This is a genomic window from Candidatus Photobacterium acropomis, from assembly GCF_030685555.1.
Classification (GTDB): Bacteria; Pseudomonadota; Gammaproteobacteria; order Enterobacterales; family Vibrionaceae; genus Photobacterium; species Photobacterium lucens.
Genome location: NZ_CP131609.1, coordinates 752,799 through 770,216 on the forward strand (window position 1 = coordinate 752,799; position 17,418 = coordinate 770,216).

The 17,418-nt window shown below is 46.8% G+C and carries 4 protein-coding genes, 6 tRNA genes and 6 rRNA genes; 14 read left to right on the plus strand and 2 right to left on the minus strand.

Going from position 1 to position 17,418, the window contains the following annotated elements:
- The first annotated feature begins 62 nt into the window (after positions 1-62).
- The 13 genes from Q7657_RS10235 (at position 63) to metA (ending at position 10,749) form a co-directional block, all read left to right on the plus strand.
- A tRNA-Ile gene (locus Q7657_RS10235) sits at positions 63-139 on the plus strand.
- Between the two features lie 45 nt (positions 140-184).
- A tRNA-Ala gene (locus Q7657_RS10240) sits at positions 185-260 on the plus strand.
- Positions 261-563: 303 nt separating this feature from the next.
- A 23S ribosomal RNA gene (locus Q7657_RS10245) occupies positions 564-3,454 on the plus strand.
- An 85-nt stretch (positions 3,455-3,539) separates the two neighbouring features.
- Positions 3,540-3,655: ribosomal RNA gene (gene rrf / locus Q7657_RS10250) — 5S ribosomal RNA — on the plus strand.
- 394 nt (positions 3,656-4,049) lie between these two features.
- Positions 4,050-5,598: ribosomal RNA gene (locus tag Q7657_RS10255) — 16S ribosomal RNA — on the plus strand.
- A 95-nt stretch (positions 5,599-5,693) separates the two neighbouring features.
- A tRNA-Glu gene (locus Q7657_RS10260) sits at positions 5,694-5,769 on the plus strand.
- A 25-nt stretch (positions 5,770-5,794) separates the two neighbouring features.
- Positions 5,795-5,870: transfer RNA gene (locus tag Q7657_RS10265), tRNA-Val, on the plus strand.
- A gap of 5 nt (positions 5,871-5,875) precedes the next feature.
- Positions 5,876-5,951 (plus strand) — tRNA-Ala (locus Q7657_RS10270).
- A gap of 272 nt (positions 5,952-6,223) precedes the next feature.
- Positions 6,224-9,113, plus strand: a 23S ribosomal RNA gene (locus Q7657_RS10275).
- A gap of 121 nt (positions 9,114-9,234) precedes the next feature.
- A 5S ribosomal RNA gene (gene rrf, locus Q7657_RS10280) occupies positions 9,235-9,350 on the plus strand.
- Between the two features lie 46 nt (positions 9,351-9,396).
- Positions 9,397-9,472 (plus strand) — tRNA-Thr (locus tag Q7657_RS10285).
- An 8-nt stretch (positions 9,473-9,480) separates the two neighbouring features.
- Positions 9,481-9,596: ribosomal RNA gene (gene rrf, locus Q7657_RS10290) — 5S ribosomal RNA — on the plus strand.
- The 16S, 23S and 5S rRNA genes sit together here with 6 tRNA genes alongside, the layout of an rRNA operon.
- Positions 9,597-9,807: 211 nt before the next feature.
- On the plus strand, positions 9,808-10,749 hold the full coding sequence (gene metA / locus Q7657_RS10295; protein WP_107166944.1) for a homoserine O-acetyltransferase MetA: 942 nt from the start codon (positions 9,808-9,810) through the stop codon (positions 10,747-10,749).
- A gap of 49 nt (positions 10,750-10,798) precedes the next feature.
- On the opposite strand, the gene Q7657_RS10300 is transcribed toward metA, so the two are convergent.
- Complete coding sequence (locus Q7657_RS10300) at positions 10,799-12,079, minus strand: cation:proton antiporter (protein ID WP_045063236.1); 1,281 nt, start codon at positions 12,077-12,079, stop codon at positions 10,799-10,801.
- Positions 12,080-12,274: 195 nt separating this feature from the next.
- Between Q7657_RS10300 and metH the strand changes: the two genes are divergently transcribed.
- Positions 12,275-15,946, plus strand: coding sequence for a methionine synthase (gene metH, locus Q7657_RS10305; protein WP_107166943.1), 3,672 nt, complete (start codon positions 12,275-12,277; stop codon positions 15,944-15,946).
- Positions 15,947-16,022: 76 nt separating this feature from the next.
- Here metH and lysC read toward each other — a convergent pair whose 3' ends face one another.
- Positions 16,023-17,402, minus strand: a complete 1,380-nt coding sequence (lysC, locus tag Q7657_RS10310) for a lysine-sensitive aspartokinase 3 (protein ID WP_107166942.1) — start codon at positions 17,400-17,402, stop codon at positions 16,023-16,025.
- Positions 17,403-17,418: the final 16 nt, after the last annotated feature.

Consider the following 17,418-nt stretch of genomic DNA (forward strand, 5'->3'; position numbering starts at 1 on the left):
TACTGTTTAATGTAGTGTCCACACAGATTGCTTGGTTAATAGTAAAGAACGCAAAAAGACTTGGGTCTGTAGCTCAGGTGGTTAGAGCGCACCCCTGATAAGGGTGAGGTCGGTGGTTCAAGTCCACTCAGACCCACCACTTTCTCTCAGATGAAAGTGGCGGTTTTTAGTCTTTTATATCGTTGGGGTTATAGCTCAGCTGGGAGAGCGCCTGCCTTGCACGCAGGAGGTCTGCGGTTCGATCCCGCATAGCTCCACCACTCTTTAAACACATTCTCTTGAGTGTTTTTAAAAAGTGGTTATCTAACGATAAACACAATGCTCTTTAACAATCTGGAAAGCTGACTAGTAAATTCAATCGAATAGATTGATTTATAGTTTTCATCGAAAGATGAAAACGAGTTCTCAAAACAATACACATTCAAGTGTCTTGTATCGAGTCCGGCGAAAAACCAACGTTTAATACTTTCTTGATCGAAGTGTTAGACATAAACCTTGGTTGTTTGACCAACTTATTTCACTTTTTAAGTGAAGACTAAGAGTGAAACCTCTTGGGGTTGTATGGTTAAGTGACTAAGCGTACACGGTGGATGCCTTGGCAGTCAGAGGCGATGAAGGACGTATTAACTTGCGATAAGCCCAGATGAGGTAGTAAAAACCGGTGACTCTGGGATTTCCGAATGGGGAAACCCACTTACATAAGTAAGTATCGTGTTGTGAATACATAGCAGCACGAGGCGAACCGGGGGAACTGAAACATCTAAGTACCCCGAGGAAGAGAAATCAACCGAGATTCCGGCAGTAGCGGCGAGCGAAACCGGATTAGCCCTTAAGCTAGTTTGATGTTAGGTGAAGGTTCTGGAAAGTTCCGCGATACAGGGTGATAGCCCCGTAACCGACAACATCTTATCAGTGAAAACGAGTAGGACGGGACACGTGTTATCTTGTCTGAATATGGGGGGACCATCCTCCAAGGCTAAATACTCCTGACTGACCGATAGTGAACCAGTACCGTGAGGGAAAGGCGAAAAGAACCCCTGTGAGGGGAGTGAAATAGAACCTGAAACCGTGTACGTACAAGCAGTAGGAGCCCACTTGTTGGGTGACTGCGTACCTTTTGTATAATGGGTCAGCGACTTAATTTTAGTAGCAAGGTTAACCGTTTAGGGGAGCCGTAGGGAAACCGAGTCTTAACTGGGCGTCATAGTTGCTAGGATTAGACCCGAAACCGAGTGATCTAGCCATGGGCAGGTTGAAGGTGAGGTAACACTTACTGGAGGACCGAACCGACTAATGTTGAAAAATTAGCGGATGACTTGTGGCTAGGGGTGAAAGGCCAATCAAACTCGGAGATAGCTGGTTCTCCCCGAAAGCTATTTAGGTAGCGCCTCGGACGAATACTACTGGGGGTAGAGCACTGTTAAGGCTAGGGGGTCATCCCGACTTACCAACCCTTTGCAAACTCCGAATACCAGTAAGTACTATCCGGGAGACACACGGCGGGTGCTAACGTCCGTCGTGAAGAGGGAAACAACCCAGACCGCCAGCTAAGGTCCCAAAGTTATAGCTAAGTGGGAAACGATGTGGGAAGGCTCAGACAGCCAGGATGTTGGCTTAGAAGCAGCCATCATTTAAAGAAAGCGTAATAGCTCACTGGTCGAGTCGGCCTGCGCGGAAGATTTAACGGGGCTAAGCTATACACCGAAGCTGCGGCAATGTACTTTTGCCATTGGGTAGGGGAGCGTTCTGTAAGCCGTTGAAGGTGAGTTGTAAAGCTCGCTGGAGGTATCAGAAGTGCGAATGCTGACATGAGTAACGATAAAGGGAGTGAAAAACTCCCTCGCCGGAAGATCAAGGGTTCCTGTCCAACGTTAATCGGGGCAGGGTAAGTCGACCCCTAAGGCGAGGCCGAAAGGCGTAGTCGATGGGAAACGGGTTAATATTCCCGTACTTCTTATAATTGCGATGGAGGGACGGAGAAGGCTAGGTGAGCCTGGCGACGGTTGTCCAGGTCCAAGTATGTAGGCTGATGGTTTAGGCAAATCCGGACCATCTTAAGGCTGAGATACGATGTCGAGCTGCTACGGCAGTGAAGTCATTGATGCCATGCTTCCGGGAAAAGCTTCTAAGCTTCAGATTATAAGGAATCGTACCCCAAACCGACACAGGTGATCAGGTAGAGAATACCAAGGCGCTTGAGAGAACTCGGGTGAAGGAACTAGGCAAAATGGTACCGTAACTTCGGGAGAAGGTACGCTCCTAGCGGTGATGAGACTTGCTCTCTAAGCTGCCGGGAGTCGCAGATACCAGGTGGCTGCAACTGTTTATTAAAAACACAGCACTGTGCAAAATCGAAAGATGACGTATACGGTGTGACGCCTGCCCGGTGCCGGAAGGTTAATTGATGGGGTTAGACTTCGGTCGAAGCTCTTGATCGAAGCCCCGGTAAACGGCGGCCGTAACTATAACGGTCCTAAGGTAGCGAAATTCCTTGTCGGGTAAGTTCCGACCTGCACGAATGGCGTAATGATGGCCACGCTGTCTCCACCCGAGACTCAGTGAAATTGAAATCGCAGTGAAGATGCTGCGTCCCCGCGGCTAGACGGAAAGACCCCGTGAACCTTTACTATAGCTTGGCACTGAACATTGACCCTACATGTGTAGGATAGGTGGGAGACTGTGAAATAATCGCGCTAGCGGTTATGGAGTCGTCCTTGAAATACCACCCTTGTATGCTTGATGTTCTAACGTCGACCCCTTATCGGGGTTACGGACAGTGCCTGGTGGGTAGTTTGATCTGGGGCGGTCTCCTCCCAAAGAGTAACGGAGGAGCACGAAGGTGGGCTAATCACGGTCGGACATCGTGAGGTTAGTGCAATGGCATAAGCCCGCTTGACTGCGAGACTGACAAGTCGAGCAGGTGCGAAAGCAGGTCATAGTGATCCGGTGGTTCTGAATGGAAGGGCCATCGCTCAACGGATAAAAGGTACTCCGGGGATAACAGGCTGATACCGCCCAAGAGTTCATATCGACGGCGGTGTTTGGCACCTCGATGTCGGCTCATCACATCCTGGGGCTGAAGTCGGTCCCAAGGGTATGGCTGTTCGCCATTTAAAGTGGTACGCGAGCTGGGTTTAGAACGTCGTGAGACAGTTCGGTCCCTATCTGCCGTGGGCGTTGGATGATTGAGAGGGGCTGCTCCTAGTACGAGAGGACCGGAGTGGACGAACCGCTGGTGTTCGGGTTGTGTCGCCAGACGCATTGCCCGGTAGCTAAGTTCGGAATCGATAACCGCTGAAAGCATCTAAGCGGGAAGCGAGCCTCAAGATGAGTCATCCCTAGACCTTTAAGGTCTCTAAAGGGTTGTTGAAGACTACAACGTTGATAGGTCGGGTGTGTAAGTGCTGCGAGGCATTGAGCTAACCGATACTAATTGCCCGTGAGGCTTAACCATACAACACCCAAGGGGTTTTATACGGACTCCAAGAACACTTGAACGTGTGTTTGAGAATCAGCTTTTCAAGATTGTAACGAATTTGCTTGGCGACCATAGCATTATGGACCCACCTGATCCCATGCCGAACTCAGTAGTGAAACGTAATAGCGCCGATGGTAGTGTGGGGCCTCCCCATGTGAGAGTAGGACATCGCCAGGCTTAAAATTAGAAAGCCCGTTCATCAGAACGGGCTTTTATTCGCTCCCACTGATTGGAATGTGAGCGAGGTCAAAAGAAGGTTTTCACTTTTTAACCAACTGATTAAAAAGATGAGAATTTTGTCTTGACTGAATATCAGATAAGCGTATTATACGCCACCTGACTTGCTGAAGCGCAAAGCGCTAAGGCATTGAAAGTCAACGTTCTTTAACAATTTGACCATGCAATCTGTGTGGGCACTCGTTGAATGATTAGTCAAAAAGATTTATCAATGATACTAGTGACCAATTTGATACCTCTTTATATAAAGAGGGGTATCAGCACAGTCAATTCATTCATCATTTATGATGAATTAACAGTATTCATTGAGCCGGTCGAAAGACCAACAAAACTTTAATTGAAGAGTTTGATCATGGCTCAGATTGAACGCTGGCGGCAGGCCTAACACATGCAAGTCGAGCGGCAGCGACTTAACTGAACCTTCGGGGAACGTTAAGGGCGGCGAGCGGCGGACGGGTGAGTAATGCCTGGGAATATGCCCTGATGTGGGGGATAACTATTGGAAACGATAGCTAATACCGCATAATCTCTTCGGAGCAAAGAGGGGGACCTTCGGGCCTCTCGCGTCAGGATTAGCCCAGGTGGGATTAGCTTGTTGGTGAGGTAATGGCTCACCAAGGCAACGATCCCTAGCTGGTCTGAGAGGATGATCAGCCACACTGGAACTGAGACACGGTCCAGACTCCTACGGGAGGCAGCAGTGGGGAATATTGCACAATGGGGAAACCCTGATGCAGCCATGCCGCGTGTATGAAGAAGGCCTTCGGGTTGTAAAGTACTTTCAGTAGGGAGGAAGGCAGTGTCGTTAATAGCGGCATTGTTTGACGTTACCTACAGAAGAAGCACCGGCTAACTCCGTGCCAGCAGCCGCGGTAATACGGAGGGTGCGAGCGTTAATCGGAATTACTGGGCGTAAAGCGCATGCAGGCGGTCTGTTAAGCAAGATGTGAAAGCCCGGGGCTCAACCTCGGAACAGCATTTTGAACTGGCAGACTAGAGTCTTGTAGAGGGGGTAGAATTTCAGGTGTAGCGGTGAAATGCGTAGAGATCTGAAGGAATACCGGTGGCGAAGGCGGCCCCTGGACAAAGACTGACGCTCAGATGCGAAAGCGTGGGGAGCAAACAGGATTAGATACCCTGGTAGTCCACGCCGTAAACGATGTCTACTTGGAGGTTGTGGCCTTGAGCCGTGGCTTTCGGAGCTAACGCGTTAAGTAGACCGCCTGGGGAGTACGGTCGCAAGATTAAAACTCAAATGAATTGACGGGGGCCCGCACAAGCGGTGGAGCATGTGGTTTAATTCGATGCAACGCGAAGAACCTTACCTACTCTTGACATCCAGAGAACTTAGCAGAGATGCTTTGGTGCCTTCGGGAACTCTGAGACAGGTGCTGCATGGCTGTCGTCAGCTCGTGTTGTGAAATGTTGGGTTAAGTCCCGCAACGAGCGCAACCCTTATCCTTGTTTGCCAGCACTTCGGGTGGGAACTCCAGGGAGACTGCCGGTGATAAACCGGAGGAAGGTGGGGACGACGTCAAGTCATCATGGCCCTTACGAGTAGGGCTACACACGTGCTACAATGGCGTATACAGAGGGCTGCCAACTCGCGAGAGTGAGCGAATCCCATAAAGTACGTCGTAGTCCGGATTGGAGTCTGCAACTCGACTCCATGAAGTCGGAATCGCTAGTAATCGTGAATCAGAATGTCACGGTGAATACGTTCCCGGGCCTTGTACACACCGCCCGTCACACCATGGGAGTGGGCTGCACCAGAAGTAGATAGCTTAACCTTCGGGAGGGCGTTTACCACGGTGTGGTTCATGACTGGGGTGAAGTCGTAACAAGGTAGCCCTAGGGGAACCTGGGGCTGGATCACCTCCTTACCTAAAGACTTAACTGTTTAATGTAGTGTCCACACAGATTGCCTGGTTAAAATGTAGAGAACAAATCTAAGCTTCCCAAAGCTTAGAAATACTTAGTCCCGTTCGTCTAGAGGCCTAGGACACCGCCCTTTCACGGCGGTAACAGGGGTTCGACTCCCCTACGGGACGCCACTTCTTTCATCAGAAGTAAAACGATGGGCGATTAGCTCAGTTGGGAGAGCACCTCCCTTACAAGGAGGGGGTCACTGGTTCGAGCCCGGTATCGCCCACCATCGATGGGGTTATAGCTCAGCTGGGAGAGCGCCTGCCTTGCACGCAGGAGGTCTGCGGTTCGATCCCGCATAGCTCCACCACTTTCTAAATACATTATTAAAGTGTAATTAGAAAGTGGATATCGAATGATAAACACAATGTTCTTTAACAATCTGGAAAGCTGACTAGTAAATTCAATCGAATAGATTGATTTATAGTTTTCATCGAAAGATGAAAACGAGTTCTCAAAACAATACACATTCAAGTGTCTTGTATCGAGTCCGGCGAAAAACCAACGTCTCGCTCTTTTTGATCGAAGAGGAGAGACATAAACCTTGGTTGTTTGAACATACGAAACCTCTTGGGGTTGTATGGTTAAGTGACTAAGCGTACACGGTGGATGCCTTGGCAGTCAGAGGCGATGAAGGACGTATTAACTTGCGATAAGCCCAGATGAGGTAGTAAAAACCGGTGACTCTGGGATTTCCGAATGGGGAAACCCACTTACATAAGTAAGTATCGTGTTGTGAATACATAGCAGCACGAGGCGAACCGGGGGAACTGAAACATCTAAGTACCCCGAGGAAGAGAAATCAACCGAGATTCCGGTAGTAGCGGCGAGCGAAACCGGATTAGCCCTTAAGCTAGTTTGATGTTAGGTGAAGGTTCTGGAAAGTTCCGCGATACAGGGTGATAGCCCCGTAACCGACAACATCTTATCAGTGAAAACGAGTAGGACGGGACACGTGTTATCTTGTCTGAATATGGGGGGACCATCCTCCAAGGCTAAATACTCCTGACTGACCGATAGTGAACCAGTACCGTGAGGGAAAGGCGAAAAGAACCCCTGTGAGGGGAGTGAAATAGAACCTGAAACCGTGTACGTACAAGCAGTAGGAGCCCACTTGTTGGGTGACTGCGTACCTTTTGTATAATGGGTCAGCGACTTAATTTTAGTAGCAAGGTTAACCGTTTAGGGGAGCCGTAGGGAAACCGAGTCTTAACTGGGCGTCATAGTTGCTAGGATTAGACCCGAAACCGAGTGATCTAGCCATGGGCAGGTTGAAGGTGAGGTAACACTTACTGGAGGACCGAACCGACTAATGTTGAAAAATTAGCGGATGACTTGTGGCTAGGGGTGAAAGGCCAATCAAACTCGGAGATAGCTGGTTCTCCCCGAAAGCTATTTAGGTAGCGCCTCGGACGAATACTACTGGGGGTAGAGCACTGTTAAGGCTAGGGGGTCATCCCGACTTACCAACCCTTTGCAAACTCCGAATACCAGTAAGTACTATCCGGGAGACACACGGCGGGTGCTAACGTCCGTCGTGAAGAGGGAAACAACCCAGACCGCCAGCTAAGGTCCCAAAGTTATAGCTAAGTGGGAAACGATGTGGGAAGGCTCAGACAGCCAGGATGTTGGCTTAGAAGCAGCCATCATTTAAAGAAAGCGTAATAGCTCACTGGTCGAGTCGGCCTGCGCGGAAGATTTAACGGGGCTAAGCTATACACCGAAGCTGCGGCAATGTACTTTTGCCATTGGGTAGGGGAGCGTTCTGTAAGCCGTTGAAGGTGAGTTGTAAAGCTCGCTGGAGGTATCAGAAGTGCGAATGCTGACATGAGTAACGATAAAGGGAGTGAAAAACTCCCTCGCCGGAAGATCAAGGGTTCCTGTCCAACGTTAATCGGGGCAGGGTAAGTCGACCCCTAAGGCGAGGCCGAAAGGCGTAGTCGATGGGAAACGGGTTAATATTCCCGTACTTCTTATAATTGCGATGGAGGGACGGAGAAGGCTAGGTGAGCCTGGCGACGGTTGTCCAGGTCCAAGTATGTAGGCTGATGGTTTAGGCAAATCCGGACCATCTTAAGGCTGAGATACGATGTCGAGTCACTACGGTGATGAAGTCATTGATGCCATGCTTCCGGGAAAAGCTTCTAAGCTTCAGATTATAAGGAATCGTACCCCAAACCGACACAGGTGATCAGGTAGAGAATACCAAGGCGCTTGAGAGAACTCGGGTGAAGGAACTAGGCAAAATGGTACCGTAACTTCGGGAGAAGGTACGCTCCTAGCGGTGATGAGACTTGCTCTCTAAGCTGTCGGGAGTCGCAGATACCAGGTGGCTGCAACTGTTTATTAAAAACACAGCACTGTGCAAAATCGAAAGATGACGTATACGGTGTGACGCCTGCCCGGTGCCGGAAGGTTAATTGATGGGGTTAGACTTCGGTCGAAGCTCTTGATCGAAGCCCCGGTAAACGGCGGCCGTAACTATAACGGTCCTAAGGTAGCGAAATTCCTTGTCGGGTAAGTTCCGACCTGCACGAATGGCGTAATGATGGCCACGCTGTCTCCACCCGAGACTCAGTGAAATTGAAATCGCAGTGAAGATGCTGCGTCCCCGCGGCTAGACGGAAAGACCCCGTGAACCTTTACTATAGCTTGGCACTGAACATTGACCCTACATGTGTAGGATAGGTGGGAGACTGTGAAATAATCGCGCTAGCGGTTATGGAGTCGTCCTTGAAATACCACCCTTGTATGCTTGATGTTCTAACGTCGACCCCTTATCGGGGTTACGGACAGTGCCTGGTGGGTAGTTTGACTGGGGCGGTCTCCTCCCAAAGAGTAACGGAGGAGCACGAAGGTGGGCTAATCACGGTCGGACATCGTGAGGTTAGTGCAATGGCATAAGCCCGCTTGACTGCGAGACTGACAAGTCGAGCAGGTGCGAAAGCAGGTCATAGTGATCCGGTGGTTCTGAATGGAAGGGCCATCGCTCAACGGATAAAAGGTACTCCGGGGATAACAGGCTGATACCGCCCAAGAGTTCATATCGACGGCGGTGTTTGGCACCTCGATGTCGGCTCATCACATCCTGGGGCTGAAGTCGGTCCCAAGGGTATGGCTGTTCGCCATTTAAAGTGGTACGCGAGCTGGGTTTAGAACGTCGTGAGACAGTTCGGTCCCTATCTGCCGTGGGCGTTGGATGATTGAGAGGGGCTGCTCCTAGTACGAGAGGACCGGAGTGGACGAACCGCTGGTGTTCGGGTTGTGTCGCCAGACGCATTGCCCGGTAGCTAAGTTCGGAATCGATAACCGCTGAAAGCATCTAAGCGGGAAGCGAGCCTCAAGATGAGTCATCCCTAGACCTTTAAGGTCTCTAAAGGGTTGTTGAAGACTACAACGTTGATAGGTCGGGTGTGTAAGTGCTGCGAGGCATTGAGCTAACCGATACTAATTGCCCGTGAGGCTTAACCATACAACACCCAAGGGGTTTTAATACGGACTCCAAGAACACTTGAACGTGTGTTTGAGAATCAGCTTTTCAAGATTACTTTTGCCTTCAGTTTTTAAAAAACTGAAAGTAAATAAAGAATTTGCTTGGCGACTATAGCATTATGGACCCACCTGATCCCATGCCGAACTCAGTAGTGAAACGTAATAGCGCCGATGGTAGTGTGGGGCCTCCCCATGTGAGAGTAGGACATCGCCAGGCTTTGAATTTTAGAATTTGCTAAAGCAAGTTCATAAAAGCTTTGTGTGCTGGTATGGCTCAGTTGGTAGAGCGCACCCTTGGTAAGGGTGAGGTCCCCAGTTCAAATCTGGGTACTAGCACCATTAATTTGTTTAGCGACCATAGCACAGCGGTCCCACCTGATCCCATGCCGAACTCAGAAGTGAAACGTTGTAGCGCCGATGGTAGTGTGGGGCCTCCCCATGTGAGAGTAGGACATCGCTAAATCTCTTTCTAAAACCCAGCCTATGGCTGGGTTTTTTCGTTTCTAGCTCTTGCTTTTTTACCTTTAATTACTTCTTTAGTTTTTTGTTCTTTCTTTATTCGCGTATTGACTCTGTTATTCTTTCGTTATGAACTTGCGTCTATTTGATTTTTTCTATAACTTGAATGGAAGTTTAGATGGCTAAAAATCTTATGTGGAAAGGAGTCAACAAAGATGCCAATAAAAATACCTGATCGCTTACCTGCTACTGATATTCTACGTAGTGAAAATATCTTTGTGATGACAGAGAAGCGTGCTGCGAGTCAGGGGATCCGTCCATTGAAGGTGTTATTGTTGAATTTAATGCCAAAGAAAATTGAGACGGAAACACAATTTCTACGTTTATTATCCAATAGCCCGCTGCAAGTGGATGTTGAGTTACTGCGTATTGATAATCGACCAACAAAGAATACGCCGAAAGAGCATTTAGACACTTTTTACCGTCAGTTTGAGATGGTAAAAAATCGTAACTTTGATGGCTTGATAGTGACAGGCGCTCCGCTTGGTTTAGTGCAATTTGAAGATGTTTTGTATTGGGAAGAAATTCAAATCATCATGAATTGGGCGAGGGATCATGTGACATCAACGATGTTTGTTTGTTGGGCGGCACAAGCAGGTTTAAAGCTGTTGTATGATTTGCCTAAACGGACTCGAAAAGAGAAGCTTTCGGGGGTTTATCAACATCGCATTCATGATAATCATCACCCTATCTTGCGTGGTTTTGATGATACATTTTTTGCTCCTCACTCTCGTTATGCCGACTTTTCTCCAGAGTATTTAACTCAGCATACGGATCTGGATATTTTAGCAACTTCAGAGGTTGCAGGGGTGTATTTAGCGGCAACTAAAGATAAGCGTAATGTGTTTGTGACAGGTCATCCTGAGTATGATGTAGATACGCTACATAATGAATTTGTGCGTGATACTGAGCAAGGTATGGAGCCTGCAGTTCCTGTAAATTATTACCCTGATAATGAGCCATCAAATCCACCGATTGCCAGCTGGCGCAGCCATGGACATTTACTCTTTAGTAATTGGTTGAATTATTGTGTTTACCAGCAAACGCCATATGATTTGGATCACTTCTCTGAAGATAGTTTCACTAAAGATGAATAATAAAAAAGCCTGCGTGATATGCAGGCTTTTTTGTCTCGGTACGTATGAGTTACTTATTCTGTAGTTCCCATACTTTGGCTTTTTCAATTAATGGTGTGATTGTTGAACCTTGGATAAGAATAGAGAACACCACTACAGCATAAGTCATTACTAGGATGATCTCGCGTACATCAATGCCTTTTTCTGGGATCACCATAACCCCAGCTGGAATAGCCATCGCCATCGCTAGGGCTAAGCCGCCGCGTAAGCCACCCCATGTTAGGATTTTCACTGACATTGGGTTGTATTGACGGTAACGGCTAAAGCCTAAGTAAGGGAGCTGAATACTTAAGTAACGGCTAACTAAAACAAGTGGGATGGCAATTGCCATTAGAACCCAGTCTTCTTGGTGGAAGCTGAAGTCAAGCATGGTCATACCGATCAATAGGAACAACACACCATTTAAGAACTCATCAACTAATTCCCAGAAGTGATCGAGGTGCTCTTCACTTTCTTTGGAAAAACCAATGTAGCGAGTCCAGTTACCAATCATGATACCCGATACCACCATTGCTAATGGACCTGATACATGGATAACTTCTGCAAAAGCATAGCCTGCGCTTGGAATACCTATGGTGAGTAGTAGCTCCATTGAGTGATCGTTGGTTGAGCTAATAAGGTAGTGGAAAATAAGGCCAAGAATGAAACCGTAGGCAATGCCGCCAATTGCTTCTTGGAGGAATAGCTGAGTGACACCCATTACAGTTGGTGCTGTATCACCAAAAGCAATGGTAAACATAGTGACGAAGATGACTAAGCCAAAGCCGTCATTAAATAAAGACTCGCCCTCGATTTGAGTAGAAATACGACGAGGCGCATTCATTTTCTTAACGATGGCTAATACTGCTATTGGGTCGGTTGGTGAAATTAAAGCACCGAAGAGTAAACAGTAGATCAGATCAAGCTGAATGCCGATTAACTGACAAATTCCCCATAAACTGAAACCAATAAAGAAGGTTGAGAAAAGCGTGGCACCCAGTGCTAAAACAGTGATTTCCCATTTCTGATCTTCTAAGTGAGGGAGTTTAATACCTAACCCGCCTGCAAAAAGTAGAAAGCCTAAAATACCTTTTAGTAGGAAATCTTCGAAGTTGATTTTGCTGATTTGTGTTGCAGCAATATCTTCAAGGTGGAACCAACCATTGTGACCGGCAATGATGATCAACAGTGACAGGATCAATGAGCCTGCTGTGATGGCTATGGTGGTTTGCATTTTACCTATTTTACTGTTTACAAAAGCAATAAGCATTGCTGCTGCAGCCAGAAAGCAGAGCGTGCTATAGACCGACATGCGTGACCTCTAGATTGGTTAAGTTGTTAGGAAATTTGTGACGAAATAGTAAAACCATCAGATCTGAATGGCTACTGATAATTTGTTTTATTTTGAAATGCTTTTGTTGTCGAAATTATCTTTAGCTTTCTTTATCACGAATTGAAGTGTGGTAGGATGTTACAAAGCTGTAATGGATTATAAGGATGTAATGTAGTGTTAAACAGCAAGGAATTACTGCATAAGCGGTTAGAGCAGCAAATATTGATCATCGATGGTGGCATGGGCACCATGATCCAAGGTTATAAACTTGAAGAAGAGGATTATCGCGGTCAGCGCTTTGCTGATTGGCACTCTGATCTGAAAGGCAATAATGATCTTCTGGTTTTAACTCAGCCTCAACTTATTAAAGATATTCACCTTTCCTACCTTGAAGCTGGGGCGGATATTTTAGAAACCAACACCTTTAATGCAACAACCATTGCCATGGCGGATTACGACATGGAATCGTTGAGTGCTGAAATCAACTTTGAAGCCGCGCGTCTTGCTCGTGCTGCTGCTGATGAATGGACAGCAAAAACACCTGATAAACCGCGTTATGTTGCCGGTGTGTTAGGTCCAACCAACCGTACTTGTTCTATCTCGCCTGATGTTAACGATCCTGGTTATCGTAATGTCTCTTTTGACGAGCTTGTTGAAGCCTATTCTGAATCAACCCGTGCGCTTATTAAGGGCGGCTCGGATCTGATTTTGATTGAAACTATCTTTGATACATTGAACGCTAAGGCCTGTGCATTTGCCGTTGATTGCGTGTTTGAAGAAATGGGCATCATACTTCCTGTTATGATCTCAGGCACTATCACCGATGCGTCAGGACGTACCCTTTCAGGTCAAACTACCGAGGCGTTTTATAACTCATTACGTCACATTAAACCGCTCTCTTTTGGTTTGAACTGTGCGCTTGGTCCTGATGAGCTTCGTCCTTATGTTGAAGAGCTTTCTCGTATTTCTGAAACCTATGTTTCAGCTCACCCGAATGCGGGTTTACCAAATGCGTTTGGTGAATATGATCTTTCTCCTGAAGAGATGGCAGAACACGTTAAAGAGTGGGCTGAAAGCGGCTTTTTAAATTTGATTGGTGGTTGTTGTGGTACGACGCCTGAGCATATTCGCCAAATGGCGCAAGCGGTTGAAAATGTAAAACCACGTGCCTTACCTGATATCAATGTAGCGTGTCGTTTATCTGGGTTAGAGCCATTAACCATTGAAAAAGAAACCCTCTTTGTGAACGTCGGTGAGCGTACAAACGTCACGGGCTCTGCGCGTTTTAAACGTTTGATCAAAGAAGAGCTATATGACGAAGCATTAGATGTTGCACGCCAGCAAGTCGAGAATGGTGCCCAAATCATCGATATTAATATGGATGAAGGCATGCTTGATGCCGAAGCGTGCATGGTACGATTTTTAAATCTGTGTGCGTCTGAGCCAGAAATTTCTAAAGTGCCAATCATGGTCGATTCTTCTAAGTGGGAAGTGATTGAGGCTGGTCTGAAATGTATTCAAGGTAAGGGGATTGTTAACTCCATTTCGCTTAAAGAAGGCAAAGAGAAATTTGTTGAGCAGGCGAAATTGATCCGTCGTTATGGTGCTGCGGTTATCGTGATGGCGTTTGATGAAGTCGGTCAGGCTGAAACCCGTGAACGTAAACTGGAAATTTGTACCAAAGCCTATCGTATCTTAGTAGATGAAGTTGGTTTCCCACCAGAAGACATTATTTTCGATCCGAATATTTTCGCTGTAGCTACAGGTATTGAAGAGCACAATAACTATGCGGTGGATTTCATTGAAGCCGTTGCTGATATTAAACGAGATCTGCCGTATGCGATGATTTCGGGTGGCGTATCTAATGTTTCTTTCTCCTTCCGTGGCAATAACTATGTCCGTGAAGCTATTCACGCTGTGTTCCTTTATCACTGTTTCAAAAACGGCATGGATATGGGGATCGTTAACGCAGGCCAGCTTGAGATCTACGATAACGTTCCAGATAAGTTGCGAGAAGCGGTAGAAGATGTGGTGCTTAACCGTCGTAATGATGGAACAGAGCGCCTGTTAGATATTGCTGCTGAATATGCAGATAAAGGTGTAGGCAAAGAAGAAGATGCATCTGCGCTTGAGTGGCGAACGTGGGCGGTAGAAAAGCGTTTAGAACATGCGCTTGTTAAAGGGATCACTGAGTTTATTGTTCAAGATACAGAAGAAGCTCGTGTAAATGCGACTAAACCGTTAGAGGTGATCGAAGGCCCTTTAATGGATGGCATGAACGTGGTCGGTGATCTGTTTGGCGAAGGGAAGATGTTCTTACCACAGGTGGTGAAATCAGCCCGTGTAATGAAACAAGCCGTAGCCCATTTAGAACCTTTTATTAATGCTGAAAAACAAGCTGGCTCATCGAACGGGAAGATCTTATTGGCAACAGTAAAAGGCGATGTTCACGATATTGGTAAGAACATTGTTGGCGTGGTATTGCAGTGTAATAACTATGAGATCATTGATCTTGGTGTCATGGTGCCTTGCGAAAAGATCTTAAAAGTTGCTCAAGAAGAAAACGTCGACATTATCGGTCTATCGGGTTTGATCACTCCATCACTGGATGAAATGGTGCATGTTGCCAAAGAGATGGAGCGTTTAGGCTTTGATCTACCATTATTGATTGGTGGTGCTACCACTTCTAAAGCACACACAGCAGTGAAAATTGAGCAGAACTACAATCAGCCTGTGGTATACGTAAATAACGCGTCACGTGCGGTAGGTGTGTGCTCTTCATTGTTATCAGATACATTGAAGCCGGGGTTTGTTGAAAAGCTGCAAGCTGATTATGACATTGTACGTGAACAGCATGCGCGTAAGCGTCCACGTACTAAGCCTGTTACTTTAGAAAAAGCACGTGCTAATAAAGTGGCGATTGATTGGGATGCGTATACACCGCCAGTGCCAGTTAAACCGGGTATTCATGTTTTCGATGACTTTGATATTGCAACACTACGTAATTATATAGATTGGACGCCATTCTTTATGACATGGTCGTTAGTAGGAAAATATCCGAAGATCTTTGAACATGAAGAAGTGGGTGAAGAAGCGAAACGTTTATTTGCTGATGCTAATGAGTTGCTTGATCGTGTTGAGAACGAAGGCTTATTAAAAGCGCGTGGTATGTGTGGTTTGTTCCCTGCGGCAAGCGTTGGGGATGATATTGAAGTATACACCGATGAATCACGTACCGAAGTTGCCACCGTGCTGCATAATTTGCGTCAGCAAACAGAGAAACCTAAAGGCTTTAACTACTGTATTTCCGATTATATTGCGCCAAAAGGATCGGGCAAACTCGATTGGATTGGCGCCTTTGCGGTTACAGGTGGTATTGGTGAGCGTGAGTTGGCGGACGAGTATAAAGCCCAAGGTGATGACTATAATGCCATCATGATCCAAGCCGTTGCCGATCGTTTAGCAGAAGCGTTCGCTGAATACCTTCATGAGCGAGTGCGTAAAGAAATTTGGGGTTATGCAGCGGATGAAAACTTATCAAATGAAGATTTGATCCGTGAGAAGTACCAAGGTATTCGACCTGCACCGGGTTACCCTGCTTGCCCTGAGCATACTGAAAAAGGACCGTTGTGGGAGCTGATGAAGGTGGAAGAGAATATTGGTATGTCATTAACTACCAGTTATGCCATGTACCCTGGCGCTTCCGTATCAGGTTGGTATTTCTCTCATCCTGATTCACGTTACTTTGCGGTGGCGCAGATCCAACAAGATCAGCTTGAAAGTTATGCTGATCGTAAAGGCTGGGATTTGATCGAAGCTGAAAAATGGCTTGGGCCAAATCTGTAATTCCTAAATCGATATGAATAAAAAAGGCGCTTAATGCGCCTTTTTGTTTATTTAAGATTTGTGTGCTTGGAATGGGTTATTCCAGTAAAGAGGCGTGTAATGTACGAACGACGTCTTTTGCTTCATCTTCATTGATTAAGAAACATAGGTTGTGTGGGCTTGCGCCGTAACAAATCATACGCAGGTTATGATCTTCTAGTGCGCCAAAAATATCTTTTGCAGAGCCTTTAGTATCACTCATTTGGTTACCAATGAGTGCAACCAGTGATAAACCTTGCTCAACTTCGACACGGCATAATTGGCTTAGCTCTTCAACAGCTTTAAGTGGAAGTGTTGGTGCACCGCCACCCGTATCGGTTTGATCTAGGGTGAGTGACACACTGACCTCTGATGTGGTAATCAAATCAACGGAGATTTTGTGCTCAGCGAGAATACGGAATACTTCGGCTAAGAAGCCATAAGCATGGAACATATTCAGGCTGGTGAGTGTCACCATGGTTTGGTTAGCACGTAGCGCTAATGCTCGAAATAGTGGTGCATCTTCTACCGATTTGCGGATCCATGTACCACCTTGCTCTGGTGCTTTTGATGAGCCGACAAAGACAGGGATCTGCTGGCGAATAGCTGGCACTAAGGTTGATGGATGAAGGATCTTAGCACCAAAATTTGCCATTTCAGAGGCTTCACTAAAGCTGATCTCTTTAATAGGTTGTGCAGCTGGGGTGATACGAGGATCGGTGGTGTACATTCCCGGTACGTCAGTCCAGATCTCAAGGGTGGATGCACTGACGGCTTCTGCAATTAATGCGGCACTATAGTCACTCCCACCACGACCTAAAGTTGTCGTGATCCCTTGGCTATTTGAGCCGATAAAGCCTTGTGAAACGACAATACTATTTTCAAGCAATGGTAATAATTGTGTTTCCGCCAGTTGTTTAATTTGCTCTGGCTGAGGTACTGCTTTTCCAAATTGATCATCGGTACGCATAATTGGACGAATATCGACACGTACTGCTGGCGCGTTTAGCTCAACTAAAATTTGCGTGAAAAGGTAGGTTGAAAGCAGCTCACCGTGGCTCACGATTTGATCGGTTAATTGTGCAGATGTTGCAACAGCGGCTTGTTCAGCAAGTGTTGCTACGTTATCAAGTAGGCTGTAAATCGCATCTTGAATACTTGATGGTTGCTTAAGTTGATCAAGCACATCTTGGTGTGTTTGTGTCAGTTGCTGTAATCGTTGCTGACGTTCATCAGCATTACTGACACCATTAGCGAGTTCAACTAAAAGGTTCGTTACGCCAGAACAGGCGCTGATCAGAACAATTTTTGTTGCCGGATTTGCGGTAACAATGGCCGCACTGCGACTCATTGCGGTGAAGTCTGCAACGCTAGTGCCACCAAATTTGGCAACAGTGATTGATGATGGCGGTGCTGAATTTGCTGTAGAGTAGTCCATTATATTCTCCCTGAAT